Source organism: Henriciella sp. (assembly GCF_029937755.1).
Lineage (GTDB): Bacteria > Pseudomonadota > Alphaproteobacteria > Caulobacterales > Hyphomonadaceae > Henriciella.
Window position 1 is genome coordinate 90384 of the sequence record NZ_JAPYPG010000003.1, and the last position, 26352, is coordinate 116735.

General features: G+C 61.8%; 24 protein-coding genes and 2 tRNA genes. 3 read left to right on the top strand and 23 right to left on the bottom strand.

Annotated elements, in window-relative coordinates:
* Positions 1–3: 3 nt before the first annotated feature.
* From Q1K29_RS08070 to Q1K29_RS08085, 4 genes are all read right to left on the bottom strand, one after another.
* On the bottom strand, positions 4–378 hold the full coding sequence (locus Q1K29_RS08070) for a hypothetical protein (RefSeq protein ID WP_300393074.1): 375 nt from the start codon (positions 376–378) through the stop codon (positions 4–6).
* Positions 379–474: 96 nt separating this feature from the next.
* Positions 475–2202 (bottom strand): dihydroxy-acid dehydratase, encoded by a 1728-nt coding sequence (ilvD, locus tag Q1K29_RS08075; protein WP_300393076.1) that lies wholly within the window; start codon positions 2200–2202, stop codon positions 475–477.
* A 190-nt stretch (positions 2203–2392) separates the two neighbouring features.
* The gene (locus tag Q1K29_RS08080; protein ID WP_300393079.1) at positions 2393–2935 is read right to left on the bottom strand and encodes an N-acetyltransferase; all 543 of its coding nucleotides are present in this window, start codon (positions 2933–2935) and stop codon (positions 2393–2395) included.
* The gene (locus Q1K29_RS08085) at positions 2925–3881 is read right to left on the bottom strand and encodes an aldo/keto reductase (protein WP_300393082.1); all 957 of its coding nucleotides are present in this window, start codon (positions 3879–3881) and stop codon (positions 2925–2927) included. The genes Q1K29_RS08080 and Q1K29_RS08085 overlap by 11 nt, the downstream gene beginning before the upstream one ends.
* Positions 3882–3983: 102 nt before the next feature.
* On the opposite strand from Q1K29_RS08085, the gene Q1K29_RS08090 reads away from it, so the two are divergent.
* The gene (locus tag Q1K29_RS08090; RefSeq protein ID WP_300393085.1) at positions 3984–4475 is read left to right on the top strand and encodes a hypothetical protein; all 492 of its coding nucleotides are present in this window, start codon (positions 3984–3986) and stop codon (positions 4473–4475) included.
* A gap of 4 nt (positions 4476–4479) precedes the next feature.
* Here the strand turns inward: Q1K29_RS08090 and Q1K29_RS08095 are convergent, their stop codons facing one another.
* The 5 genes from Q1K29_RS08095 to Q1K29_RS08115 all read right to left on the bottom strand — a co-directional run bounded on the left by Q1K29_RS08095 (position 4480) and on the right by Q1K29_RS08115 (position 11472).
* Positions 4480–5496, bottom strand: coding sequence for an isoaspartyl peptidase/L-asparaginase family protein (locus Q1K29_RS08095; RefSeq protein WP_300393088.1), 1017 nt, complete (start codon positions 5494–5496; stop codon positions 4480–4482).
* Positions 5497–5514: 18 nt separating this feature from the next.
* Positions 5515–8418, bottom strand: coding sequence for a valine--tRNA ligase (locus tag Q1K29_RS08100; protein WP_300393091.1), 2904 nt, complete (start codon positions 8416–8418; stop codon positions 5515–5517).
* 85 nt (positions 8419–8503) lie between these two features.
* Positions 8504–9319 (bottom strand): DUF2497 domain-containing protein, encoded by an 816-nt coding sequence (locus Q1K29_RS08105; protein WP_300393094.1) that lies wholly within the window; start codon positions 9317–9319, stop codon positions 8504–8506.
* A gap of 102 nt (positions 9320–9421) precedes the next feature.
* Positions 9422–10714 (bottom strand): TolC family outer membrane protein, encoded by a 1293-nt coding sequence (locus tag Q1K29_RS08110; RefSeq protein ID WP_300393097.1) that lies wholly within the window; start codon positions 10712–10714, stop codon positions 9422–9424.
* 104 nt (positions 10715–10818) lie between these two features.
* Positions 10819–11472: a protein-L-isoaspartate O-methyltransferase gene (locus Q1K29_RS08115; RefSeq protein WP_300393100.1), complete on the bottom strand. Its 654-nt coding sequence runs from the start codon at positions 11470–11472 to the stop codon at positions 10819–10821.
* Between the two features lie 154 nt (positions 11473–11626).
* On the opposite strand from Q1K29_RS08115, the gene Q1K29_RS08120 reads away from it, so the two are divergent.
* Positions 11627–11700, top strand: a tRNA-Cys gene (locus Q1K29_RS08120).
* A gap of 261 nt (positions 11701–11961) precedes the next feature.
* Positions 11962–12037 (top strand) — tRNA-Asn (locus tag Q1K29_RS08125).
* Between the two features lie 42 nt (positions 12038–12079).
* On the opposite strand, the gene Q1K29_RS08130 is transcribed toward Q1K29_RS08125, so the two are convergent.
* The 14 genes from Q1K29_RS08130 to Q1K29_RS08195 all read right to left on the bottom strand — a co-directional run bounded on the left by Q1K29_RS08130 (position 12080) and on the right by Q1K29_RS08195 (position 26278).
* Positions 12080–12574 (bottom strand): hypothetical protein, encoded by a 495-nt coding sequence (locus Q1K29_RS08130; protein ID WP_300393103.1) that lies wholly within the window; start codon positions 12572–12574, stop codon positions 12080–12082.
* The gene (gene gspN, locus Q1K29_RS08135; protein ID WP_300393106.1) at positions 12571–13326 is read right to left on the bottom strand and encodes a type II secretion system protein N; all 756 of its coding nucleotides are present in this window, start codon (positions 13324–13326) and stop codon (positions 12571–12573) included. Before gspN ends, Q1K29_RS08130 begins: the two co-directional genes overlap by 4 nt.
* Complete coding sequence (gene gspM, locus Q1K29_RS08140) at positions 13326–13820, bottom strand: type II secretion system protein GspM (RefSeq protein ID WP_300393109.1); 495 nt, start codon at positions 13818–13820, stop codon at positions 13326–13328. The genes gspN and gspM overlap by 1 nt, the downstream gene beginning before the upstream one ends.
* Positions 13817–14986 (bottom strand): type II secretion system protein GspL, encoded by a 1170-nt coding sequence (gene gspL / locus Q1K29_RS08145; protein ID WP_300393112.1) that lies wholly within the window; start codon positions 14984–14986, stop codon positions 13817–13819. The genes gspM and gspL overlap by 4 nt, the downstream gene beginning before the upstream one ends.
* A gap of 3 nt (positions 14987–14989) precedes the next feature.
* Positions 14990–15985 (bottom strand): type II secretion system minor pseudopilin GspK, encoded by a 996-nt coding sequence (gspK, locus tag Q1K29_RS08150; protein ID WP_300393115.1) that lies wholly within the window; start codon positions 15983–15985, stop codon positions 14990–14992.
* A complete protein-coding gene (gspJ, locus tag Q1K29_RS08155; RefSeq protein ID WP_300393118.1) occupies positions 15982–16617 on the bottom strand; it encodes a type II secretion system minor pseudopilin GspJ in 636 nt (211 codons plus the stop codon). The genes gspK and gspJ overlap by 4 nt, the downstream gene beginning before the upstream one ends.
* Positions 16614–17003 (bottom strand): type II secretion system minor pseudopilin GspI, encoded by a 390-nt coding sequence (gspI, locus tag Q1K29_RS08160; protein WP_300393121.1) that lies wholly within the window; start codon positions 17001–17003, stop codon positions 16614–16616. Before gspI ends, gspJ begins: the two co-directional genes overlap by 4 nt.
* On the bottom strand, positions 16987–17469 hold the full coding sequence (locus Q1K29_RS08165; protein WP_300393124.1) for a GspH/FimT family pseudopilin: 483 nt from the start codon (positions 17467–17469) through the stop codon (positions 16987–16989). The genes gspI and Q1K29_RS08165 overlap by 17 nt, the downstream gene beginning before the upstream one ends.
* Before the next feature lie 7 nt (positions 17470–17476).
* Positions 17477–17929: a type II secretion system major pseudopilin GspG gene (gene gspG, locus Q1K29_RS08170; protein ID WP_300393127.1), complete on the bottom strand. Its 453-nt coding sequence runs from the start codon at positions 17927–17929 to the stop codon at positions 17477–17479.
* A 12-nt stretch (positions 17930–17941) separates the two neighbouring features.
* Positions 17942–19156, bottom strand: coding sequence for a type II secretion system inner membrane protein GspF (gene gspF, locus Q1K29_RS08175; protein WP_300393129.1), 1215 nt, complete (start codon positions 19154–19156; stop codon positions 17942–17944).
* 2 nt (positions 19157–19158) lie between these two features.
* A complete protein-coding gene (gspE, locus tag Q1K29_RS08180; protein WP_300393132.1) occupies positions 19159–20649 on the bottom strand; it encodes a type II secretion system ATPase GspE in 1491 nt (496 codons plus the stop codon).
* A gap of 35 nt (positions 20650–20684) precedes the next feature.
* Entirely contained in the window at positions 20685–22634 is a 1950-nt protein-coding gene (gspD, locus tag Q1K29_RS08185; RefSeq protein WP_300393135.1) for a type II secretion system secretin GspD, read from the bottom strand.
* On the bottom strand, positions 22634–23482 hold the full coding sequence (locus Q1K29_RS08190) for a type II secretion system protein N (RefSeq protein ID WP_300393138.1): 849 nt from the start codon (positions 23480–23482) through the stop codon (positions 22634–22636). Before Q1K29_RS08190 ends, gspD begins: the two co-directional genes overlap by 1 nt.
* 126 nt (positions 23483–23608) lie before the next feature.
* Entirely contained in the window at positions 23609–26278 is a 2670-nt protein-coding gene (locus Q1K29_RS08195) for a TonB-dependent receptor (RefSeq protein WP_300393141.1), read from the bottom strand.
* Positions 26279–26352 lie beyond the last annotated feature (74 nt).

Consider the following 26352-nt stretch of genomic DNA (forward strand, 5'->3'; position numbering starts at 1 on the left):
AGCCTACTTCTTCGTCGCGCATCGCTTGTTGTATGCGGCAACATCGGCATTCAGGTCCGAAACGCGCCCTTGCAGATCCTCCTCAACCGAGACCAGTTCGGCTTTCAGCGCGTCATAGTCCCGCTTGGCGGCATCGGCCTTTGAGGCTTCCTCAGCGCCGAATAGCCGCGTGTCTTCAGCCGCTTCCCATTCATCACCAGCGACTTCGACCTCTTCGAGCAGGGCATCGCGTTCGGCCTTCAGGGCATTCGCCGCCTTCTGGCCCGCCTTGATGGCCTTGGCCTGTGAATGGCAGCTCGCATTTGCAAACGCAGCCGGGGCCGAAAAAGCCACAGCAGATAATGACAGAAGTGCAGTAACGGTTACAGATTTCATCATGCCTACCTATTAGCCAAACATGCGTGAAGCCTTGCTGAACAAGGTGACCATAGTCTGGCCATCATCGGGCCGTTCTGCGATCACCTCAATCCCGGTTCAGATGTCGGCATAGACATGACGCTCGGCTGCATAGCCTTCGTGCGTCACTGCCCCTTTACAGGCTGGCCCGACCAGTTTCGCGAACTTTGCAAGCGCGCCGGAAGCGTAGCGTGTCTCCTTGGGGGTCCAGGCCTTGCGCCGCTGCTCCAGTTCCGCCTCATCGACCTCAAGATCGATGCGACCGGTCTCTGCGTCGATAGAGATCATGTCACCGTCCTGAACCAGTCCGATCGGCCCGCCTTCCTGCGCTTCCGGCCCGACATGGCCAATGCAGAAGCCACGTGTAGCGCCGGAAAAGCGGCCATCGGTGATGAGAGCCACCTTGTCGCCCATGCCCTGTCCGTAGATGGCCGCCGTTGTCGATAGCATCTCGCGCATGCCAGGGCCGCCCTTGGCGCCCTCATAGCGGATGATCAGGACGTCGCCTTCATTGTAGTCACGGTTCGCGACAGCCTCGAAGCAGGCTGCCTCGCCGTCAAACACACGGGCAGGACCGCGGAACTGGAGGCTATGCAGCCCCGCGACTTTCACAATGCCGCCTTCAGGCGCCAGAGAGCCCCACAGGCCTACGACGCCACCCGTCTTGGTGATCGGTTTGGAGGCCAGATAAATGACCTTCTGATCCGGATTCCAGCGAACGTCTTCGAGATTCTCTGCCCACGTCTTGCCGGTGACCGTCATGCAGTCGCCGTGGATAAGCCCTTCTTCATGAAGGGTTTTCATGAGCATCGGAACGCCACCGGCTTCTCCGAAATCCTTGGCAACATATTCACCGCCTGGCTTGAGCGAGGCAATGTAAGGCGTTTTCTGGAAGATCTCGGCGACATCTTTGAGCTCGAACTGCACACCGCACTCATTCGCCATCGCCGGCAGATGCAGGGCAGCATTCGTCGAGCCGCCCGTCGCGGCAACAACAATTGCCGCGTTTTCAAAGGCTTCGCGCGTACAGATGTCGCGCGGGCGGAGATTGGTCTCGATGAGGCGCATCACAGCCTTGCCGGACTCGACCGCATACTCGTCGCGATTGGCATAAGGCGCGGGCAAGGCCGAGGAAAGCGGCAAGGCAAGGCCGATCGCTTCGGAGACGCAAGCCATTGTATTTGCTGTAAATTGTCCACCACAGGCGCCGTCACCCGGGCAGGCCAGCTTTTCCAGTGCGTGCAGCTTTTCCTCGGTCATGTTGTTGTCGCCGGCGGCATGCGCCCCAACCGCTTCGAAGATGTCGAGAACGGTGACATCCTTGCCCTCGAAACGGCCCGGAAGGATCGACCCGCCATAGAGGAAAACGGAGGGGACGTTCAGGCGCAGCATGGACATCATCATGCCCGGCAGGGACTTGTCACAACCTGCAACGCCGACAAGCGCATCATAGGAATGGCCGCGCATCGTCAGCTCGACGGAGTCCGCGATGATTTCGCGGGACACCAGTGAGGACCGCATGCCCTCATGGCCCATGGCGATGCCGTCCGTAACCGTGATGGTGCAGAACTCGCGCGGGGTGCCATCAGCCTCCTTTACGCCCTCGGAAACCGCGTGGGCCTGGCGCATCAGGGTGGTGTTGCAGGGAGCGGCTTCATTCCAGCAGGAGGCGACGCCGACGAAAGGCTTCTGGATGTCCTTGGTCGACAGCCCCATTGCGTAATAATAGCTACGGTGCGGCGCGCGCGCGGGGCCTTCGGTCACATGGCGTGACGGCAGCCGCGACTTGTCCCAGGTCTTGCTCATCTTTCAGCACTCTCACAAAGCTTGTTTCGACGTGCTTTCCATAAGACGCGCGGGCTGGCGACGCTACCCGGTTGCGGCAATTTTCCTCGGGACAGCTTGAGAAATATCCTGCCCCTGAACCCCAAAAACGGAGTCCGAAAACAGTCCAATTCCAGCCCACTTTCGAATTCGGACCCAAATTCTTGGAATATTATTCCAATCGGCGCCGCATCAGGAATTCGAGATCGCGGTGTTCGCCGACCGGGAACAGGAACTCACCAATCTTCTCGAAGCCGACGCGCTCATAGAGCCGCCGGGCACCGTCATTCTCGGAGAAGACGCTCAGATACATTTCCGGTGCTTCCTGGCGGCGTGCCCAGGCAAAGGCCTCGTCAATGAAGTGCCTGCCCAGCCCCCTGCCCTGAAGCGAGGCGTCAACATAGATCCGCTTCAGTTCGACGGCCCCTTCTGCTGCCTCTTCGGCCGGCAAGGTAAGCGGTCCACATACGAGATAGGCCCCAAGGCTACCTTCAGGCGTCTCGGCAACGCGGACCAGTGTTCGCGGCGCCGCCAGCGCGGTCCGGTAGGTGCTGAGACTATGCTCAGTGTCCAGAAAGGCCTGCAGGTCTTCTGGCTTGTAGAGGTGGCCGAATTTGTCGGTGAAGGTTTTCTGCGAAAGCGCGACGAGCGCATCCAGGTCGTCGCGTGTCGCATCGCGGACATGGATGGCTGACGTATCGGTTTCAGCAGGCATTGAGCTTGTTGATCTCCTCGGCCGACAGGCGCAGATCGCTCGCGCCCATTATGTCTTCGAGCTGCTCCATCTTCGTCGCGCTGGCGATTGGAGCCGTCACGCTTGGGCGCGCCATCAGCCAGGCAAGCGCGACCTGCGCCATGGTCGCGTCATGCGCATGGGCGACCTCCTTCATCAGCTCGAGAAGCGTCATGTTGCGATCGGTGAACCAGTCCGCCATGCGCCGTCCGCGCGGACTCTTGTCGAGATCGTCCTTGCTCCGGTACTTGCCGGTCAGGAAGCCCATGGCGAGCGCGAAATACGGGATCACGCCGAGATCATGATCAAGGCAGAGGTTTTCGAGTGGGCCCTCATACTGGTCACGCGTCAGCAAATTGTAGTGCGGCTGAAGCACATCATAAGAGGCTCGCCCGTCGGCCTCACCTGCCTCTAACGCTGCCTTCAAGCCGGCTGCATCATAGTTCGATCCACCGACAAAGCGGACCTTGCCGGCCTTCACCAGCTGGTAATGGCCTTCCAGCGTTTCTTCGATGGGGGTTTCCGGGTCCGGGAAATGCGAAAAGTAGAGATCGATATGGTCGGTCTTCAGGCGCTTGAGCGACTCCTCGCAGCGCGCAACGATCTGGTCTGCGGTCAGGCCCTTCTTGCCTTCGCCCATGTCGCCGCCAACCTTGGTGATCAGGAAGAGCGCGTCGCGGCGTTTGCCCTGCTCCAGCCAGTTGCCGATCACGGTCTCCGACTCCCCGCCCTCATTGCCGGGAATGAAGCGGGTGTAGATGTTGGCCGTGTCGACGGCGTTGAAACCGCGATCGAGGAACGTATCGAGCAGCCGGAAGCTCGTCGGCTCGTCTGCGGTCCAGCCAAACACATTGCCGCCCAAGACCAGCGGCGCAATCTCGCCGCCCGTACGCCCGAGAGATACCCTTGAAGGGGATGAGGTGCTCATACGGTCTTCATAGGTGCCCGCCGGGACAGGCTCAATAGCGGAGGGTTTGTGATCGTGGCGCGCTTTGCTAGTTTGCTGTGAGCGACACACGGAGGGGACGCCATGCGACGCACCATTGGATGTGCACTCGTCGCCGCATCTATCGCGGCCGCACAGCCCGCTTTCGCCCAGTTCGACAGCCTGCCATCAGGCGACCTTGACCTGCGCATGGAGGGCCTGAACGAAAAGTATGCCATGTATATCGAGCATGGATCGCTCGCGACGGAAGGCAGCACGGTCTGGTTCTGGGCGCTACAGGTGATTCCCGAAAGCATCGGCAGTTATGCCGCCTGGACGGTGCAGGGTATGAACTGTGCCACGCGCGAGGCGGCAACCTCGGAAATCGTAGGCGTGAAGCCAGACGGGTCCTTCTATGGCAGCGGAGGGGAGGCCCGCGAGATGGGTCCAATCACACCCGACAGCATGGAAGCGTCCCTGTTCCAGGTGGTCTGTGAGGACAAGTCTTTCGAATTAGGCGAACCGGCCGTATCGACCGTGGCCGCCGCTATGGACCAGGGCCAGGCGACACTGAAACGCCGTTTCGGCGTCGAGTAACGCTTTATTCCTTCGCCTCGAAGATCGCTGTCTCGATGGCGCCCGTGGAATCCATCATGCCGCGATACATGCCCTTGGAATTGAAGACATAGGCATACTGGCCTTCACCGCCCATGACGATGACGCCGCCATCGCCGCCAAGGTCTGCGACCTGGCCAAGCGCGTTTTCTGCGGCGGCGTCGATGCTGTCGCCAGCGAGTTCGACGCGGGCACAGATGGTCTTTGCGACACCGACCCGGATGAAATATTCGCCATGGCCAGTGGCAGACACCGCGCAGACACCGTTCTGCGCATAGGTCGCGGCACCGATAAGCGGCGAGTCACCGACCCGGCCGGTGGCCTTGGCGGTCATGCCGCCTGTTGTCGTGGCGGCCGCCAGATTACCGTCCCGGTCGATAGCCACAGCGCCGACAGTTCCGTGACGGTCTGCGTCGGTCCGCTCACGGGTATCGAGCACACGCTCAAGCGCTTTCTCGCGACGTTCGGTCGTGAAGTAGCTATTATCGACCGTCTCGAGGCCGACCGACTCGGCAAAAGCATCCGCACCGGCACCAGAGAACATAACATGTTCCGACTGGTCCATGACAGCGCGGGCGGCGAGGATCGGGTTCTTCACATGCTTGACGCCGGCCACGGAGCCGGCATCACGGTCACGACCGTCCATGATGGACGCATCGAGCTCATGCTCGTGGGCGGCGGTGAGGACAGCGCCCTTGCCGGCATTGAACAGCTCATTGTTTTCCATGGTGAGCACGGCGGCCTGGACAGCATCGACGGAGGTGCCGCCCTGTTTCAGCACTTCAGCCCCCGCATCGAGCGCGACCTCGAGCGCCGCGCGATAGGCGGCTTCCTGCTCGTCGGAGAGGTTCTCGCGCAGGATGACGCCGGCCCCGCCGTGAATCACGATCCGCCAGTCCGGCTGCTCGGCGTCAGCCATGGGCGTGTCCGGTTGCGCGATCGTTTCCTTTCCGCAGGCGGAAATGATGAGGGCGAGAAATAGTCCGGCCAGAATGCGCGTCAAAGAGAGCCTCCCGTGAAATCAGCTGATCGCCTCCAATTGTTCACGTGCGGAGGTGAGCTTGGCAAGGGTGGCGGTCCATTCACGGATGCGTTCGCGGTTCTCCTCGACAATCTCAGGCGGTGCCTTGGAGACGAAATTCTCGTTCGAGAGCTTCTTCTCGGTGCCGGTAATGTCCTTCTGGAGCTTGCCGATTTCCTTGTCGAGGCGGGCGATCTCGTCGGACGCCGTGATGAACTCCTCGACTTCGAGCGCAATTGTCTCGTCGCCGGAGGCGATAGTGACGGCGCGGGCCGGTTTGTCGTCAGCGACAGTGAAGCTGCCGAGGCGCGCGAGCTGCTTGATCGGCGTCTCATTCTCCGTTGCCCAGGCTTTCACCGTGTCGGACGCGCCGATCAGGGAGGCCGCGATCTGTGCGCCAGCGGGAACATTGAGGACGGACCGCGTGGAGCGGATTTCCGAAACCGTATCGAGCACCCAGGCCATTTCAGCTTCAGCGTCTGCATCGGCCCAGCGATCACCAAAGTCCGGCCAGTCCTGCAGCATCAGGAAGTCCGAGCGCTTGCGGCTCTCATCCTCGGTCTGCTCCCAGAGGGCTTCGGTGACGAAGGGCGTGAACGGGTGAAGCAGTTTCAGCGTCTGGTCGATGACCCAGCCGCAGGCCTTGCGGGTCTCGGCCTTTGCCGCCTCGTCCTCGCCATTCATGACCGGCTTGATGAGCTCGATATACCAGTCGCAGAGCACGTTCCAGATGAACTGGTAGAGCGCGTCGGCGGCCTCATTGAACTTGTAGGCTTCAAGGCTTGCGGTCACGGCCTGTTCGACCTTGGCCAGCTCAGCCGCGATCCAGCGGTTGAGCGGGAGTTTCAGGTCGCCGGGCTTCAGCTCGTGACCGAATTCGCACTGGTTCATCTCCGCAAAGCGGGTCGCGTTCCAGAGCTTGGTCGTAAAGTTGCGGAAGCCCTCGACCGACTGTTTGGCGAGGCGGATATTGCGGCCCTGCGCGGCAAGGCGCGCGAAGGTGAAGCGCAGCGCGTCGGCGCCGTATTCGTCGACCAGTTCCAGCGGGTCCATGGCGTTGCCCTTGGACTTCGACATCTTCTGGCCCTTCTCGTCGAGGACGAGGGCGTGGATGTAGACGTCGTGGAACGGGATCTCGTCCATGAAGTGGATGCCCATCATCATCATCCGCGCAACCCAGAAGAAGATGATGTCATGCGCGGTGATCAGCACGCTGGTGGGGTAGTATTGCTTCAGCGCCTCGGTCTTCTCTGGCCATCCTTGCGTCGAGAACGGCCAGAGGGCGGAGGAGAACCAGGTGTCGAGGACGTCTTCGTCCTGAAAGATATTTACCCAGTGTTCTTTTGTTCCCGCCACGTGTGAATATGAATACCCGCGAGGCTTGCTTGGATCAGAAAAGACCCGAAACTCTACACCATAGTAAGCTTCCGCCTGCTGAATCGCTTCTACTTCTGTCTCTGCGCAAAATACTTTCATCGCATGGTGTTCGTTGGCGAGCCGGTCGTAAGCTGGTGTTTTGCCTGACGCTACTTGGTCCGACTTCAATGTCGGCCCATACCAGACCGGTATCCGATGGCCCCACCAGAGCTGGCGGGAGATGCACCAGGGCTGGATGTTGTCCATCCAGTTGTAATAGGTCTTGGTCCAGTTTTCCGGCACGAACTTCGTGTCGCCGGAGCGCACGGCCTTGATGGCGGGCTTCGCCAGTTCCTCGGCGTTTACATACCACTGGTCGGTCAGCCACGGCTCGATGACAACGCCGGAGCGGTCACCGAAGGGCTGTTCGATCTTGGTCTTCTCGATTTCCGCGAGCAAGCCGAGGGCCTCGAAGTCTTCTTCGATCTTCTTGCGCGCGTCATAGCGGTCGAGCCCGCGATAGGCGTCTGGCACGCCAGCCGCATCGGCCTCGGCACCGTCCACGATGGCAGCGGTCTCGGTCAGGATATTCAGCCGTGGCAACCCTGCCCGTTCGCCGACCTGAAAGTCATTGAAGTCATGCGCGGGCGTGATCTTCACCGCGCCCGAGCCCTTCTCCGGGTCAGCATGCTCGTCGGCGACGATTGGGATACGGCGGCCCACGATGGGAAGCTCGACAAACTTGCCCACCAGCGGCGCATAGCGCTCATCCTCGGGATGGACGGCCACGCCCGTATCGCCGAGCATGGTTTCCGGGCGGGTTGTCGCTACGACAATGAAGTCCCGCGTCTCGGTCTCGACAACGTTGCCGTCCTCATCCTTGATCGGGTGCTCATAGGTGACGCCATCGGCGAGCGGATAGCGCAGGTGCCAATAGGCGCCGGGCACTTCCTTCTGCTCGACTTCGAGATCGGAAATAGCGGTCTGGAAATGCGGGTCCCAGTTCACCAGCCGCTTGTCGCGGTAGATGAGGCCTTCATTGTAGAGATCGACGAAGACCTTCCGCACGGCTTCTTGCATCTGGTCGTCCGGGTCGGACCGGTCGCCCATGGTGAAGCGCTCATTCTCCCAGTCGCATGACGCCCCGAGACGTTTCAGCTGGTTGATGATCTGGCCGCCGGACTGCTCTTTCCATTCCCAGACGCGGTCGACGAATTTCTCGCGCCCGAGCGAGGCACGGCTCTCATTCCCACCATCCTGGGCGAGCTGGCGTTCGACCACCATCTGCGTGGCGATGCCGGCATGGTCCGTGCCCGGCTGCCAGCGGACATTCTTGCCGCGCATGCGCTCAAAGCGGACGAGGATGTCCTGCAGCGTATTGTTCAGGGCATGGCCCATATGCAGGACGCCGGTGACGTTTGGCGGCGGAATGACGATGGAATAGGCCTCGGCACTCGTATCACCGGAGGGGCGGAAGCACCCTTCCTCCTCCCAGCGCTGGTAGATGCGCTGTTCTGCGCCTTGGGGGTCGAAGCGTTGGTCGAGCATTTCAGGGTCAGTCCATCAAAATCACAAACAAAAGGCGCGCCGGTCAGGGCGCGCCTCGTCTCTATATCAATGTAGGAACGAGGGTCTAGCGCGCCATGCGGGCAATGCGCTGTACTTCCTCTTCGACCTTCCGTTCCACGATGGCCGGAAGGTTGGCGTCGAGCCATTCCTTGATCATCGGGCGGAGCAGTTCCTTCATCAGGCCGTCGAGCGTATTCGGATTGCCCTCATCAGCCGACTGCTTGACCATGAGCTTGCCAAGCGCGCTGGCGGCAGCGCCTGCAATGCGCTCGTCGGTGAGGCCTTCAGCCTCATGTTTTGCAGTCGATTCCATCTTGCCACGCAGCATGGACGTATCCTCAAAGACTGGGCGTTCGACAGGCTCCGGCTCGGGAGCGGGCGCCGTCAGTTCCGGTTCGGGCTCATTCATAGCGGAGTCCCAGTCTTCAACGGGATCGTCGAAAGACTTTTCGTGGCTCTCCGTCGCAAGGACGGGCTCTTCATTCTCGAGATTGACGACATCCAGGTCGAAGTCCTCGAGCTCCTCATCCGCTGTGCCCTCGACCTCGGAGGTCTGGGTCGCCTCTTCCATGGCGAGATCCTCGAACATCGACTCATCGACATCGGTCAGCAGCTCATCACTGCTCTCGTTTATGCCAATGGGATCGATATTGTCATCGCTGTCCTGGCCAAGCGCCTCGGCACTGCCGCCGGTCTGCTCGATCACATCATCCAGCGAGAGATCCTCAAAATCGTCATCGTCGGAAACATTCACCGATACCGCCGGCTCCTCCTTTTTGGGTGCCGCGGCACGCGGGCTGTCGCCCTCGTCCGATATGATTTTCCGAATGGAGGCAAGGATTTCCTCCATCGTCGGTTCTGATTGCGCTTTTTCGGCCATTCCCAGCTCCCGAAGGTAAAACAGTCTCCCCGATGGGGCTACATCGCGTCGGTTAATGACGTGTTATGACGGATTCGCCGCAACTGTGCACGCCAAAGCCTGTCAGCGCAGTGAAAGACCTAGCGTGGATGGCGTCAACTGCCCCATCGCGGCAAGCAACTGATGGGCTGCGACATAACGGTCGCGCTTGGCTGTTGCCAGCGAAAGCCGAGCCTCCAGAAGCTGCTGCTCCTGGTCGAGAACGTTAAGGGTCGTGCGTACGCCAACGCTCAGCTCCTCCTGCGCGCCCTCATAGGCGATCTCGGCCGCCTCGACCTGGCGTTCAGACGCTGCCACAGCCCGGTCGGCTGCCAGATGGGCATACCAGGCCTGAGCGACATTTGTCCGGATCGCGCGCTGCAACTGGCTTATCTGCAGGAATGCCTGATTTCGGGACAGCCTCGCTTCGCGCAGGGCGGATGTATTCCCTCCCCCGGCATAAAGGGGAATGCGCGCCTGGGCGCCTGCGACGACCGCCGTGTCGGTAAAGCCTTCGGTGTGATACTCCTCGACGCCGGCCTGACCGATGATCGAGACTTCGGGCCGCAACGCCCCACGTGCCACGTCGACACCTTCACTGGCAGCCCGTTCCGCATGCTTTGCAGCCCGAAGGTCCGGATTGGCATTGAGCGCGACAGCCAGTGCGGCTTCGAAACTTTCGGGCAGCGGCGGAGCTGGCGGCACGGGTGCAAGCGTGCCGGCCTCGAGCCCGGTCAGGAAACCGTAAAAGGCAAGGCTGCCCTCAAGCTGCGCCTCGGCGGCGGCGAGTTGCGCTCGCCCGCCTTCCAGCCGGGCTTCCGACAGCGCGACATCGGTGCGCGTGATGTCGCCGACATCGAAGCGATCCTGCGACTGGGTGAGCTGGCCGGAGAGCAAGTCGATGCTGCTCTGGCGGATATCAATGACCTGCCGGGCGCGGAGGATATCGACATAGGCGGTAACCGTATCCAGCAGCAGCGTCTGGCCGGCGCTGTCGAGCTGGGCATCGGCGGCAAGCGCGCCCGCCTTCGCCTGACGGATTCCAGCGCTGAGGCGCCCGCCCGAATAGACAGGCAACCGCGCCTCAAGTTGTGCGGAGGCGACCGGGAAGTCCCCGGTATTGAAAGCAAAGGGCCGGTTCGAATCAATCGACTGGTAGACGTAGCCGGAGAAGAGATCGACGGTCGGCTTCCGGCGCGCCTTTGCCTGCGTGATTCGCTCTTCGGCAATTTCGGCGGCGCTACGCTCCTGCTCGAGACCGGGATTGTTGAGCCAGGCCGCTGTCAGCGCATCCTGTAGCGTTTCGGCCTCTGCTGTGCCGCCAATAGCAACAAGGCCCGAAACCAGAACCGCCCGCAAAGCATCGCGTGTCTTCATGTCGATCCCCTTCTCCCTTCACGCATTCCATAGCATAAGAAGACAGGCAGTGAACAGCGTTCACTTTTCGACAGACGTTCAATTGATCTGGCGTGGTGACGTGGTCAGAAAACGAAGGATGGCTTCTTGTCGAAGCCCGGCAGCTTCGGCGGACAGGCGTCGAAGGCATCCCGGTAGGAGGTGATGTCGCCGGAATGGGTATAGACGCGGCCACGGCCGAGATCCCGGCCCACGGGCACGGCAAGGCCAAGGCGGCCGCCTTCGGCGAGCTGGTTGAACCAGGTTTCCGGCGCCTGCTCGATCATGCCGGGCACCAGGATGATGTCGAAGGGCGCCTGATCCGGCAGGCCTTCCTTGAGATCGCCATGCACGGCCACGGCCCGGTCAACACCGAGCGAGGCAAAACGCCGGGTCATTTCATCGACCAGGGCTTCATCATCCTCGAGCGCAATCACCGTCTCGACGATGCGCCCCAGCAATGCGGTTTCATAGCCGGCGCCAGCCCCGATGACGAGGGCAATGTCGGACGGCTCAGGCTCAAGCGCCTTGATCATCTTGCCGAGGTCACGCGGCGTCCACAGGGCGCGGCCATCGCTGGTCTCGATCTCATATTCGGCATAGGCAATCGACTGGTCCGGCTTCGGCACGAACGCCTCGCGCGGCGTGTTCAGGAAAGCGGACACGATCTCCGGATCGGTCACATCATTCGGGCGGATCTGTGAGTCCACCATGATCCGGCGCATCTTCGCGAAATCCATCTCAGCCTGCCCTTTTCCGGCTCGTCTCGATTAGTCTGACCGCCATTATCCTAGCATACCGCCGCTGGCAATGTGACCAGATGTGAGAAACGCCGCTTTAGGCGATTGCAAGTGCAGTGGGCGACTGCTATCTAGCCGCCTCGCTCACCGAGAGGGCCCTGTGGCGGAGTGGTGACGCAGCGGATTGCAAATCCGTGTACCCCGGTTCGATTCCGGGCGGGGCCTCCAGAGCAAACCTTTCCTTTCCCTGCTGCAGACGCGATATGCCGCCATGACGGGAGTGTTGCGAGATGTACGAGAAGTTCTCGAAACTGGTTTACCTGCTGTTAACCAATCCCCCCGATAAATGAGACTGTCTTCTTTGGAGACACCCACCATCACCCAACGCCTCGGCGGGAGAGTCATCTCCCGCCGTTTTTTTGTCAGCTGCCTGCAAACGGGCGTTTGACACCGGCGCTTCGTTTGCTATTGGAGCCCTCTCGCAGGTGATCCGCGATAGCTCAGTTGGTAGAGCAGGCGACTGTTAATCGCCCGGTCGTAGGTTCGAGTCCTACTCGCGGAGCCAGCGAACTTCCCCCAGAAAGCCGACAGGTAAGCTGGGCCCGCTTCAGGGCTGGCAGGCACGCACGCCGAGCACGGGAATGAGCGTGCGCCAGCCTTCGGGCGTTGAGATTTCGAGCTTTCCGGCCTCGACGCGCTGACCAGCCTGCAACGGCTCCCCCGGGACGATGGTCAGCAGGATCTGCTCGCCATCCGGCGCGGCGAATCCCTGCTCGGTCATGAACTCACCGAAAATCTCGCCGCGGTTTATCGTCTGGGTGACCTCAACGGCCTTCGACCCGATCTGCACGGTCGCGCGGCCCGTCTGGGCGCGCTCGAAAAAGATGAGCTGGGTCGGGTCGGTCTTGCTCCAGAGGAACAGACCACACTCATTCTTCGCCAGCTGCTGCGGCCCGAGACCCGATTCGGGAACCACGTTGACCGCAGGCACAAGCGCTTCGGGATTAACCGGCGCGCGCTCGACAGGTGCCGGGTCAGGCCGCGAGGAACACGCTGCGAGAACAAGGCCTGCTGCGAGAAAGAGAATCGCTTGTCGGCTCATGGCGTGCCTGCGCCTCCCGTTGTTGCATCGCGACGGTACGTCCAGGTGCCATCCTCGCGCGAGAACCCGGCATTGGCCAGAAACATCTGGATGTCGCGGTCCTGGGTGTCGATGACGACGTTGATGGTCGCCTCGCCCTGCAGCGTGGCGTTCGCATCAATGGCAATGGTGTCACCGGCCGGCCCCTGCCCTGTCATGGTGAGATCGAAAGCGCCGTTCTCGCAGCCAAGCGCACCGGTGAGGTCAGAGAATTCGCGGCCGAACTGCTGGGCCGCAATCGAGAGTGTATCGGTCTGGAGAGCCCCGCTGGCCTGCGTGCAGGCATCTCCATCGATTCGTACATCGCCGCCTGACAGGCGGAACGTTCCGCCAACCGAGCGCAGGTCCGTGGAGAGGCTCTCAAGGGCAGAGACATTCTGCTGCAAACGCACATCGCTGGCCCGCACAGCATCGCCCCCAAGCAGGGTAACCGTACCCGCCCCGCGGCCACCTGCTCCGCCCCATTGCACATCCAGAGACGGCTTGAACATGACAAGCGACATGGGCTTCAACGCAACATCGACATCACCGACCGGCTGGCCGTTGAGATAGACACCCATGATCCGGCCATCCCAGACTGTGCCCTCCGACTGTGTCCATTGGACGCCCATGTCATTCAGCGGCACCTTGCGCAGCGCATAGCCGAGCGGGATCTGTGCGGCAGCGAACCAGGCAAGCGCAACGATGGCGACCAGAATGATCAGGAACCGCATCAGCCGGCCCCTCCCGAAATCTCGACTGTAGCGCGCACGCGCCCGCCGCCAGCCTGGTCGATGCTCATCCGCTCCACCTGCCCGCCAAGGCGGTTCTCGACCTCATTCAGCCAGTAGAAGAGCTGGCGCGGGTCAGCCTGCTCGAAGACAAGCGAGAAGCTCCCGCTCTGGCCACCCTGCAGGCGTGCGATTGCAAGGCCGGCGGTCTGCGCGGTGCGCGTCACTTCCGCCTTGAAGGCATCCGGATTGAGGGCTGCGCCGGTCGAGACGGCAACGCCTGTTGCAACCGGCGAGCGTGCCCGGTCTGCTGCGACGAGGCGTTCAAGCTGCGCAAGGTCGTCGGCAGCCTGCTGGCGATCAATACGGGCATCGGCGCGCGCAGCCAGCGACGGCGCAATAAGGCCGTACCAGAGGATGACGACACCAACGAGCGTGCCGGCGCAGGCGATCAGCGCTTTCTCGCGCAGGGAAAGGGATTGCCACCAGCCGCTCATGAGCCTGCCTCGATCGCGAATTCGCCCATGACGCGGTTACCGGTCTGGCGGGCTTCACCCAGCCGGACAGCGAGCCCCTTTTCTTCCAGTCGTCCGCCAATCTCATCGGCGTCACCATAACTGTCGAACACGACCATCGCCGTCAGCCGGCCGGAACCGGCATCATAGCGCAAGGACCGGACCTGCGCATTCGGGACGGGCGCGATGGCATCGTAAAGCGCGGCAGACACCAGCGTCGGACGCAGCGAAGAGGCGGCAAGCTTCTGTTCCCGGCGCAGGCTCTCCATCGCCTCAGGCAAGCGGCCATTGGCCTCCGGCGCGACAGCCGCGACAAGCTCGTTTGTTTGCATACGGAGTTCAGTGGCCTGATTGTCCAGCGCGCGCGTCTCCAGCCATACAGACCCCAGCCAAAGAACCGCGAGGGACGCCGCCAGGGCACCAACCGGCCGCCAGCGTGACAGTCCCTCAAGCTGGATCGGGCGGCGAATGCTGAAGTCACCCTGACGAAGCGATACAAGGGTTGCGGCTGGCTTGTCCCTGTACCAGCCAGCGAGCTGGACGAGCCAGTCCGCCGCTCCGCCCGGCGCCTCTGCCGAAGCTTCTTTATCAAGCAGGTTTGCCAGTCGATGGCCTTGCACAAAATCCGGCGCTTCGGGCGCGAGAGAGCGGATCAGATCGTCCGGGGCCGTTGCATCCAGCGCGAAGACAGACTGGTCGCGCCGGAACAGGCACTCGCCCACACCTTCCACCGCAACGCGCCCCTCCGGCAGGCAGGCATGACTGGCAACGATGTCTGCGTCTGGCAGCCCCCATTCAGTCAGCAGCTCAACCCAGCGCCGCATGGCCTCCATGGACACGACCTGGACCTGACGCTGAGCCGCCTCCCCGGCCGGACCGAGGGCGGCATGCAGATGCTCGACCGGTTCAGCAAGGTCATCCTCCAGCGCGAACAGGGCGATGCGCCTGGCCTCAACAGGCTTGCGCGCCGCGATCTCTGCATGGTGAACCGTCGCCGCCGTTCCGGGGACAAAGGCGACAGCATCATCGCCCCGTCCGGACCGGCCTGCCGGGGGCGCTGTGTCCACGACCCAGTCCCCGCCGGAGCGCCAGGCGAACAGCGCGCCGTCGTCTTCCCGAACCGGGATGAGGATGAACAGATCCGCCAAGCCTTATCCTTTCCGTTCCCGCCGCACAGGTTTGACCGCGCCGGTCTCGTCCACGACCAGGAGCTGATCGTAGATCCTGCGCAGGCCGCGATACTCGATGATGGTTCTGACACCAATATGGCTGGAGGTCACCGACAACATGTCGGTGCGCCGCAGCTCTGGAGATATCTGCGCCAAGGCCGGAGTGGCCATCATATCCTCGACACTCTCCCACCCACCTTGTGGACGCTGGAAGATCACGTCACGGGCCGCTTCGCTCGTCAGCGCGCCCGACATCGCCAGCGACAGAAGCGGCGCCTGTGCCTCACCCAGCGTATTGATGTTGAAGGCCTGCTGATCTTCGTCCGGGTAGGCGCAGACAATGGGCCTCAGCTGCTCAACGAGACTCGGGTCGAAATACCGTATGGCGTAAAGCTCGCTCAGATTTTCGATCGGCTGGCCCGATGTCCGGTAAGGGGGCGTCAGGCTGCTATAATAGCTGTCTTCTGCTCCACCCAGTTCCGGGGAGAGGTCAGCATCCATCCAGTCCACCAGCGTCGCTGTGGCAACGTCAGCGTCGACGCCGTCGATGTCTGCAGCTTCAAGCAATGCTATGAAGTCCTTGCGCGCTGCCGGCTCCTCTCCGGTGTCCTCACGCCCCGGGGACGGTGACTGGCGGAGTGAATTGATGTTGAAGCAATTGCTCGCCTCACGGCCAGTGAGGGAGAGGACACCCCCCTCAATTTCGAACGCCATAGGCTGTGCCAGCATCGGCATGCCGGCAAACAGCTTCGCGCCGGATTCCGAGACAAGCTGGTCGACGGTCACCTGGGCAAATGCCCCTGCCCCTTTGGCGAACCAGTCGGCCTGCGCACTCGCATCAAGCGCCTTGGCGCGGTTGGTGCTCGCGAGAACTGCCGAGGAGAGCATGATCGCGACAGCCGACATGGCCGCGACAATCATCAGCACCGTGACGAGCGCAACACCCTCCTGGTTGCGGCAGGAAGTGGGGACACTCATGAGCCACTCCCCGTTTGGGATGCAAGCACCAGGACACGGTCGTCCTCGAAACGGATCTGCATTTCCACCAATTCGGGCAGGACATTGTCTGGCGGCGTCGGCGTGCCTTCCCAATAGGTCGAGGTTTCATTGCCTTTCCAGAAGGTCATCTCGATATCGGCTATGCCGGTCAGCAATATCCGCTTCGCGGTTGGCGTCGAGACCGTTGCATCGGGACGCAACCAGGCCGTGCGCACAAGCTCACCTTCGGGTGTCAGGTCATAGCGAACCGGTTGGAGGTCGCTGCGCGGTGCCATGCCGCCAGGGTTCATCCAGCCAGAGCGCACAAGCTGGAAAAGCGCATCGGTCCGGTTGGTTTCGCCCCCGACCAGCGTCATCGCGCCATCATAACCTTCCGGCGGCTCCACACCGCGCGTAACGGCGGCCTCGAAATCACTGCGGATGAAGGCCTGCGCGATGTCGAGCTGGCGGATCACCGCCTCCCGCTCCCTCAACTGCTCGCCGGAGGCCGTCCCCCGCAGCAGGAGGTTTCCACCGGCAACCGCCAGAATGGACAGGATGAAAAGCGCAACCAGCATCTCGGCCAGCGTGAAGCCCTTCTGCGGGCAAGTGTTGGCACACGCCCGGCTCATGAGGTCTGGCCTTTCAGGGTCGTTAGCCGGGCGAGCTCCTGCTGGCGTCCGGATTGGCTCACACGGACTTCCAGCCGGAACAGGCTGTCGCGCTCGGTCGGAAAGACGGTAAGCGTCCAGTCATAGGCCCGGCCCATCTGGGCTTCACTGCCCGACGTCTGGCCTACCTGCACAGGGTCGCTGTCCGCCATCGCGCGCGACAGGACGTTCTCAGCTGTTGTCCTGGCCAGCAATCGTGACTCCAGCCGGGCGGTATTCTGCAGCGCATCAGACGAGAGCTGCATCAGCGGCACGGCAGCCAGCGCCAGGATACCCAGCGCGGCGACGGTCTCCACAAGGCTGAAGCCCTGGGCGCGGTGTCGTGTATGGCTAGCCCGTCCGGCCAAGGCTCACCTCACCACCGGGATTGATCAACAGGGTCTTCTGGAAGGCGCCATAGGAGACGATCAGATTGGCCGGTTCGGTCACGCCAAGCGGGTCGAAGACCAGCATGCGGCCTCCATGATCTTCTGGCGCACGGCTCTCGTCAGGACGAACCAGCTGCACCGAAACGCCATCCGGCAGTTCGAGCACGTTACGCCGGGTGGCCTGCCACTCATATCCGTCCCAGCGTAGCAGCGTCACCGCCCCATCAGTCGCCCGGAGTGCGAGGGTGTCGCCCGTCAGGATGGCCTGGTCCTGAATATCCCGGACCGCCTGACCCAGTTCGCGCACGGCCTTCTCGCGCGGGCTTTCCCGCTCCGGGATGGTCATCACGGCGACGCCTGCAACCAGACCGACGATGAAGACGACAATCATCACCTCGACCAGCGTCATGCCGGCCTGTCTTGAAAGAGAGGCGTGCCGCGTCATGCCGTTCCTAGTTCCAGTTCCCGATATCGGCATTCTCTTCTTCGCCGCCGGGCTCCCCATCGGCCCCGAGCGAGTAGAGATCATACGCCTTGTCGGAACGCTCGGCCGGGCGGCGATAGACGAAGGGACGGCCCCAAGGGTCGAGCGGCACCTTGTTGATATATCCGCCTTTCCGGTAAGAGCCCGCCGTATTTCCACGAGCCGGCTTTGTGACCAGCGCATCGAGCCCCTGCTCCGTGGTCGGATAATCATACATGTCGAGGCTGTACTGCTCGAGCGCATTGGTAAGTGCGGAGACGTTGGTGCGCGCGGTCTTCAGCTGCGCATCGGTACGTGCGCCGAGCACGTTGAAAAGCACGACGGTCGACAGAAGGCCGATAATGAAAATCACCACCATGATCTCCGTCAGGGTGAACCCGGCTTCCTTTGAGCGTGTCGGGACAGGTTTGCGTGTCTTCATCGGGGTTTCCTCCTAACCGATGGCAAGTGTGTTGATCTGCAGGATGGGCAGCATGATGGACAGGACAATCAGCGCCACGATACCGGCGAGGACAACGATCATGATCGGCTCCAGCAGGCCGAGCGCGACGGTCGCCGCATTGTCGAATTCGTCTTCAAGATAGTTGGCGGCGCGCTCCATCATGCCGGCGAGGTCTCCGCCGCGCTCACCGCTGGCGACCATGTGCATCAGCATGGGCGGGAAAACCGCTTCGGCGCGCATGGCACGGGCAAGCGTCGACCCTTCCTCCACCTTGCGGCGGACAGTCGTCACGGCCTTGCGGAAGACGGCATTCGACATGGAATTTCTGGCCGCGCCAAGGCATTCGGGCACGGGGGCCCCACTGGCCGAGAGCGTCGCGAAAGTGCGGGCGAAGGCCGCGGCTGCAACGCCGCGCGAGAGCTTTCCGATGACTGGCAATGACAGGATGAACCGGTCACGCGCTTCTCGTGCGGCCGGGGTCTGGAACAGCCGGCGCAACGCCCACCCCGCGGCAAAGATCGCGATCAAGAGGACCACCCCCCATTGCCGGATGAAGGTTGATACAGCGATGACCGCGTCGGTGAGCCAAGGCAGGTCCTGGCCGAGCGTATCGAACTGTTCGACAATCGCCGGCACGACGAAGATCATCAGCAGCGTCACGACGAGAAGCGCAATCACACTCAGCACGATCGGATAGATCAGGGCGGAGAGAATCTTGTTCTTCATCTTCCTCGATTTCTCGAGGTGGGTGGCGAGCCGTTCCAGAACTTCATCGAGACGGCCGGAGGACTGGCCAGCAGAAACCACCGCCCGATAAAAAGCCGGGAAGGCTTTCGGGGCGCTGTTCAACGCTTCAGAGACCGAATAGCCGTCGGTGATCGACGAGCGCACGCCCATGAAGACCTTGCGCGTCGAGGGCTTCTCGGCTTCGGCGGCGACCGATCCGATCGCTTCCTCAACCGGCGTGCCGGCTTTCACGAGTAGCGCCAGCTGGCGCGTCGCCACGACGAGATCGCCCCCCGGCAGCTTCTGGTCATGGCCGCTGACCGCACTTGCCGACCGGCCCTTGCGGCTCTCGCTGACATCAAGCGGAGAAAGCTGGCGCAGGCGCAGTTCCTTGCGGGCCGCACGCGGGGAATCGGCGGTGATCACACCGGAGGTGCGTTTCCCGTCAGCAGCCAGCGCCTGATAGTCGTAGACGGCCATTGCTAGCTCTCATCCTTGCGGCAGACTCGCAGGACTTCCTCGACGCTGGTCTGGCCGGCGACCACATAGCGGCGTGCATTGCGGAACAGCGTATCGTGTCCAGCGAAGGCGCGGGCTTCGAGGTCGTCCTCGGACACATCCTCACGAATGAGTTGGCGCACCTCCTGGTCGACGACCAGAAGCTCATAGACGCCGAGGCGGCCCTCATAGCCGGTCTGGGCGCAGGCCATGCAGCCTTGCGGGCGGTAGAATTCATGGTGTTCTTCAAGCGGCACGCCGAACATCGCCTTCTCGTCGGCCGTTGCCTCGTGTGGCACCTTGCAATGGTCGCAGAGCTTTCGCACGAGCCGCTGGGCGAGCACAGCGCGCATGGTCGCCGCGAGCACATAGGGCTCGATCCCCATATCGCGCAGGCGCTGGATCGCCCCGGCGGCACTATTGGTATGCACGGTGGAGAGTGCCGGGCGGCCGGTCGATGAGAACTCGAAGGCCACCTTGGCGGTTTCGAGGTCGCGGATCTCGCCGACCATAACCACGTCCGGGTCGTGTCGCAGAATCGCACGCAGCGTGGCGGCGAAGGTCAGCCCGACCTTGTGGTGCATCTGCGTCTGGCTGATGCCTTCCAGGCCATATTCGATCGGGTCTTCCAGCGTCATGACGTTTCGCTGGCCATTGTTGAGCACAGACAGTGCCGAATACAGCGTCGTGGTCTTGCCCGAACCGGTGGGGCCAGTCACCAGCGTGATCCCGTTCGGCTGGGCGAGCACCGACCGGAAACGTCTGAGCGTTTCTTCGTCCATGCCAAGTTCGTCGAGCCCGAGCAGCGCATTGCGCGTGTCGAGCAGGCGCATGGTGACCCGTTCGCCATAGCGCGATGGCAGCGTGGAGACGCGGACATCAATGGATCGTCCACCAATGGAAAGTGAAATCCGGCCGTCCTGCGGGATGCGTTTTTCCGCGATATCGAGCCGCGCCATCACCTTCACCCGGCTGGTCAGCGGAGCGGCGAGACGGCGAGACGGCGTCAGCACTTCCTGCAGCACGCCGTCGATCCGGTAGCGTACCGACAGCGTATCTTCATGCGGCTCAATATGAATATCCGACGCGCGCCGCTTCACAGCTTCATAGATGAGGCCATTGATCAGGCGAACGACCGGCGCATCATCATCACCGTCTAGCAGGTCTGCGGTCTGCGGGATGTCATCAATGAGCGACATGAGATCGCCCTCGCCATCCATGGCCGCTTCCGTTTCACCGCCATCAATCGCGGCGCGGGCATAGTGTTCGGACAATTCCCGCTCAAACCGGGCTGGATCGAGCGGCTGGAAGCTCAGCGGGCGACCGATGGCGCGGCGCGCCTCGAGAATGGCGACAGGGTCGGCGCCCGCGCGGACGCCGAGCTCGACGGTCTCGCCATCCCTCGACAGCACGACCAGGCCCTTGTCGCGTGCAAAGGCATAGGTCAGCGTCCGTCCTGTCTCTGCCTCACTCATTCATGCCACCATCGCTGCAGTCATGGCTGCAAGCCCTACTGGTCCTGCGGCACAGGCGGTTCGCTCAACACCTGCCCCAGGAACTCGTCCAAGGATACGTTCACCTCGTCTTCGCGCAACAATTCCTGCGCGCGGATATAGTTGTAGCTACGGGCCGTCACGCGCGCTGCATCCTCGCGGTCGCGCACGATGGTCGGCTTGATGAAAACCATCAGATTGGTGCGCGTGCCGCCCCGGCCTTCCGACTTGAACAGGTTCCCGGCCACCGGAATGTCGCCCAGGAACGGCACTTTGGAACTCTGCTTGGATTCCGTCTGCTCAATCAGGCCGCCCAGCACGATGATTTCGCCATCGTCGGCAAGCACGCTGGTCGAGATGTTCCGGGTGTTCAGGATCAGGTCCGGTGAAACATTACCAACCTGGCCGAACACGCTGGAAACTTCCTGGAAGATGTCGAGGCGGATCGTGTCGTCCGAGGAGATGCGCGGTGTGACTTCGAGCTTCACACCGACCTCTTCACGCTGAACGGTTCGGAAAGGGTTGGAATTGTCCGATCCCAGAACCTCACCCGATGTCAGCGGGACATTCTGGCCGACGAGGAGGGAAGAGGTGCCATTGTCGAGGGTCATGTTGAACGGTTTCGACAGGACGCGGGAATTGGTGTCTTCCTCAACTGCGTTGATGACCGCACCGAACAGCGTATCGCCGCTCTGGCCGCCGATTCCCAGCAGTGTGCCATTGACCCCGAGCAGGGAGCTGATGGCCGCCTGCTGGAAGGGATTGCTGCCATCACTCTCGCCGTCACCGAAGATATCTTCATTGATGAGGGCGCCAGCAAGCGCCAGGAGGTTCGGCGCGGACCGCGAAAAATTCGTGCCGACGAGCGGCGTTGTGGAATCGCCTTGCCCGGCGAGCAGGAACTGGACCCCGAGTTCGCGCGCGGTGTCATCCGACATCTCGACAATGATCGCCTCGACAAGCACTTGCGCACGGCGCTGGTCCAGCGCATCGACCACGCGCTGCATGGCAAGCAGCGTATCAGGCTGGGCGCTGATGATCAGGGAGTTTGATTCCGCGTGGTGGGCGATCGTCGCGCGCGGTGCGGTCGTCTCGGCCGGTCCGGTCTGCTCGGCCATCGTGGCGGCGAGCTTTTCAAGCACCGGAAGGATTTCCTCTGCCTTGGCGTTGTTGAGCTGCATGACGCGAAGATTGTCGCGTGTCGGCTCTTCCGCATCGAGGTCGGAGGCAACCTTGAGGGCGCGGGTCACCAGCGCATTATCGCCGCGCACGACAATGGAATTGCTCGTCGGCGAGGAGGACACTTCGAAATTCGGAACGGGATTGCCGTCACGCGTGCCCAGCAGGTCGGTCAGCAGCTGCGCCATTTCCCGCGACGGGACGCTCTTGAGCGCAAGCGACCGCACATCCGAGCTGTCGTCCTCATCAAGTTCCGCGATGATGTTGCGGATACGCGGCATGTTGGACGCATAGTCGACGACGACCACGGAATTGGACCGCGAATTGGCGACAACCTGCCCCTGCGCATCGACCAGTGGCTTCACCATCTGGGCCGCTTCGACCGCCCCGAACGTTTCGAGCCTGAAGACCTGGGTGATGAACGTGTTCGGACCGGTATTCGCAACGCCGGCTTCACCGACCGCGAGCTGCTCTGGCACGATGCGGTAAACACCCTTCCCTGCAGGGATCGCCGCAAAGCCATGCACCCGCAGCGTCGACAGGAAAACCTGAAAGACCTCGTCAGTCGTCATCGGGGCCTGCGACAGAACCGTCACGCGCGTGCGCGCCACATCCGGATGCAGGATGAAGGTATAACCGGTGATGATCGAGACATCGTCAATCAGCGCTGTGATCTCGACGTCGTCGAGGCTCAACACATGGCGTGCCGATTGCGGTGACTGCATTTCCGCATGCGTTGCCGGCGCAGCAAACGCCAGGACAGCCAGAGCGGTCATAAAATGCTTCATTACTCTCGCTCCTCCTCGAAGCGGATTTCGATGGTGCGGGTCTCGCCTGACCGCTGGAGATCAAGTGTCGCCACCCCGCCAGCCTCGAGTTCTGTGGACAAGGCCGACAGGTCTGTTTCTGATACGCTCACGCCGTTTACGTTCAAAAGCTGGTCTCCAGGTTCAAGGCCAGCTGCACGCATGAGACTGCCATCTCCCTTTGGCCGCAAAACCAGGCTGGAGACCACGTCGTTTCTCATCCGCGGCTCAGCATCGATGCCGGCAAGCAATGTCCGCGCCGACAGACCCGGTTCAAACAGGGACGGGCTTTCGCTGGTCACGCGGCCAGCTTCATTCCGCGCGGTCGCTGGATCGCCGATGACAGACAGCCCCGCGTCGCGGCCGCTGCGCATGATCGTCTCTTCCCGGCCATCCCGGGTGATGATTGCCCGGTCTGAGAGCACGCGGTCGAGCATGACCCCAGGCAGGATTTCCTCGCCTGGCTCATAGCGGGTGGCCGTGTTGTCGGGGGTGATGATGGTCGCCGACGACGTGCCACTGTCGCCAGTCGACATGAAAAGGGCAACGAGCTTGAGATTGAGATCGGTCTCCGGAGCATCGGGAACGGCTTCTGAAGCCCCCTCCCCCACTTCGAACGGGTTCTCTTTCAGGAGCAGGCTGATATCCGCCCGCACATCACTGACAGACCTCTGCCCGACCGGCGTTGGCAGCGGCCGCGGGGTCAGCGTCGACACAGCATCGCCGGGGGCAACAAGCAGCCAGCAGATGCGCGCGACGAGATATGCGACCGCGATCAGCAACACGAATTGCGTGCCGATGCGTGCCGTTTCGACAAGTCTGGGGTCCATCACCCTCATTAAAGTCTACCCGTTTCCCCTCTGGGGATAGAATGGTTGAGGGCGGGGAGCCCGCCCTCAACCGTACATATTAGGCCAGATCAGGCAATTGCGCGAACGCCTGACGCAGGCCCTGCTCTAGAACCGGCGCTTCAGGCCGAGAGAGATCGAGGTGCCGATATCGTACACGTCGACATCAATCCGGTCTCCGCCACGTTCCTGATAGGCTTCATAGTCATCTCCAAGCAGGTTCTTGACCTTGAAGCTGAACTCATAATCTCCTCCGCGGAAATCGAACCCCTGATTGAGCACGAAGTCCACCGTCAGGGGTGGTTCTTCGATGATCGCCGGGATGTTCAGGGCCAGCGCTTCACCAGACCGGATCCGCTCGCTCGCATAGTTGACGAGGATGTTGGCTTCCGTACCCGACATCTCATCGGTGTAGATGAGCTGCAGGTTGAACAGATGCTCAGACTGCCCCTGCAGGCGGCGTCCGTCCTCGATCAGGCCAGCCCCCGGGAGCGGGAAAGGCTCGGGGTTAAGCGGGTTCTGATTGGTGATGACGCACTCTTCCGAAAACTGCGCACAGAATTCCGGTGTCGTCAGACCCAGATCTGCCGGGTTGCGGCCTGCCGAGACTTCCGAGTCCGACCAGGTATAGTTCGCCTTCACGGTCAGGTCCCGGTCGCGGAAGAAGTCGAGACCGAACGTATCGAACATCGGCAGGGCCTGCTCATACTCCATCTCGACGCCGTAGAGTTCTGCGCTCGGAACGTTGATGAAGGTCGTCACCGGCTCATCGCCTGACCGGTTGTTGATCTCCTCAATCGGGCGTTCCATGTCCTTGTAGAAGACACCAAAGGTCACGAACTGCTCGCGGCCGAAATAGTATTCGGCCCGGATATCATAGTTCTCGATCGAAGCGTTGATCAGGAACGGGTTCCCCTGGAAGACCACATCCGTTTCGGTGTTGAGGAATTCCGTCGGCGCCAGTTCGCGGAACTGCGGACGCGTCAGGGTTTCGGAATAGCCTGCCCGCACCTGCAGATCATCGAACGGGTTCCAGGTGACGGTTGCGGCCGGAAGTAGGTCATACTCATAGTCACAACTGCCGTCCGGTTCGCGGTCGATGCAGGACTCGACGAAGTTCTGGGACGGATCGCCACCGATGACACGCGTATCGATCGCCTCGATGGCGCGCTCGTAGCGAACACCGATCGCCCCACGCAGATACGGTGTGATCTGCGTATCCAGTCCGGCATAGGCGGCATCGACTTCCAGCGTTGCCACATATTGTTCCGGGAACTGGTCGCCGCCGATCGAACTGGAATCGAGATCGCCATTGGCAAACAGCGACGAGAACAGATAGTCGATCCGCGTGCTGGAGAGCGGCAGGCCCTCGATCGCGAAGATACGCGACGTCGCAAGCCGGTCGCTTTCGAGATAGGCGTAACCCGCTTTCAGGTCCGTTTCACAGAACAGATAGCAATCGGCGCCCCGCATGATTGGCAGTTCGAGATCGATGCCGAGGTCTGTGGAGTCATCGTCAATCGTGCTGAAGGTGAAGGTCGTGTCTTCAGAGTTGGCGAGCGTCTGAAGGCCCTGCCCTGAATCCTGGTAGAGGATCGAGAACTGGTATGGCGCATTGCGCTGGGCTTCGGAATAGGACGCCCGCCAGTCGACCTTCAGGTCCATCAGCGATGGGAAGAAGTGCTCCCCGGAAAGCTGGGTTGTCCAGAGCTGGCGTTCGAACCACTCGATATTGTCCTGACGTTCGAAGTTGTCATCGAAATCGATACCCTGCTCGGTGCGGGCTTCCTTCGAAGTCGACCGGGTAATCAGCGCCGTCCCGCGAATCTCGTGATTGTCATAGAGATCGAAACCGACTGTTGCGAAGCCATTCACACCGACGGAATTCTCGGTGGCATAAAGGTCGTTCTCGAAGCGCTGTTGCAGGCCATCACCGGAGCTGTCGCCAAACCCGCGCTTGCCTTCCCTCGTGCTCCATTCATTCGAATAGGCAACCGCAGCCAGAACCCCCATCGAGATATCCGGGCTCAGATCAAAGAGCTGACCCCCGGTTGCGCTCAGGCTGATATCGGCCGGGACGGTGCCTTCCTGGGTAATCAGCAGGGAGGAGTTGTTCGTCAGCTCCCTTGCGAAATTCGCATCGGGCCCGTCCGGGCCGAGCGTCGGCGGTGTGCGCACATTGTCTGACACACCGAGGAAGTCGAGGTCGCCGCCATCATAAAGCAGACCGTCCTGGAAGGTTGTCTGCGTGTCGCCGGAAACAGTGGCCGACACTTCAAAGAAAGCCTCATCAGGAACCGTCTTCGTGCGAATGTCGACAAGCCCGCCCGCAAATTCACCCGGAAGGTCCGGCGAATAGGTCTTCTGCACGAGAATGCTGCGCAGGACCGAGGTCGGGAAGAGGTCGAGTGGCGCGACACGGCGGAGCGGTTCCGGGCTCGGCAGCGGCGAGCCGTTGAGCGTCGCACTGGAATAGCGTTCGTTCAGGCCTCGCACATAGACGAAACGGTCTTCGGCCGTCGAAATCCCTGCCACGCGTGAGAGGGCTGCGGCTGCGTCGGCGTCCCCGGAGACCTGGAAATCCTTGGCGTCGATGAGGCTGGAAACTTCTGACGTGGAGCGCTTTTCGTCCGGGATGAACTGTCCGCGGACCACAACGCTCTGCTGGCGAAGCTCATCAGACGGGTCTTCAGCTTCCTGGGCAGAGACAGCGGATATGCAGGCCAGCGAAGCCCCTGTCAGCAGCGCCAGGCGAAAATAAGTGGCAGGTTTCAACATGGTTATTCCCTCGGAGGAGAGGAGTTGCCTCCTCTGTGAGATGTCTGAATACGATGGGGCAGAGCGACCGTTTC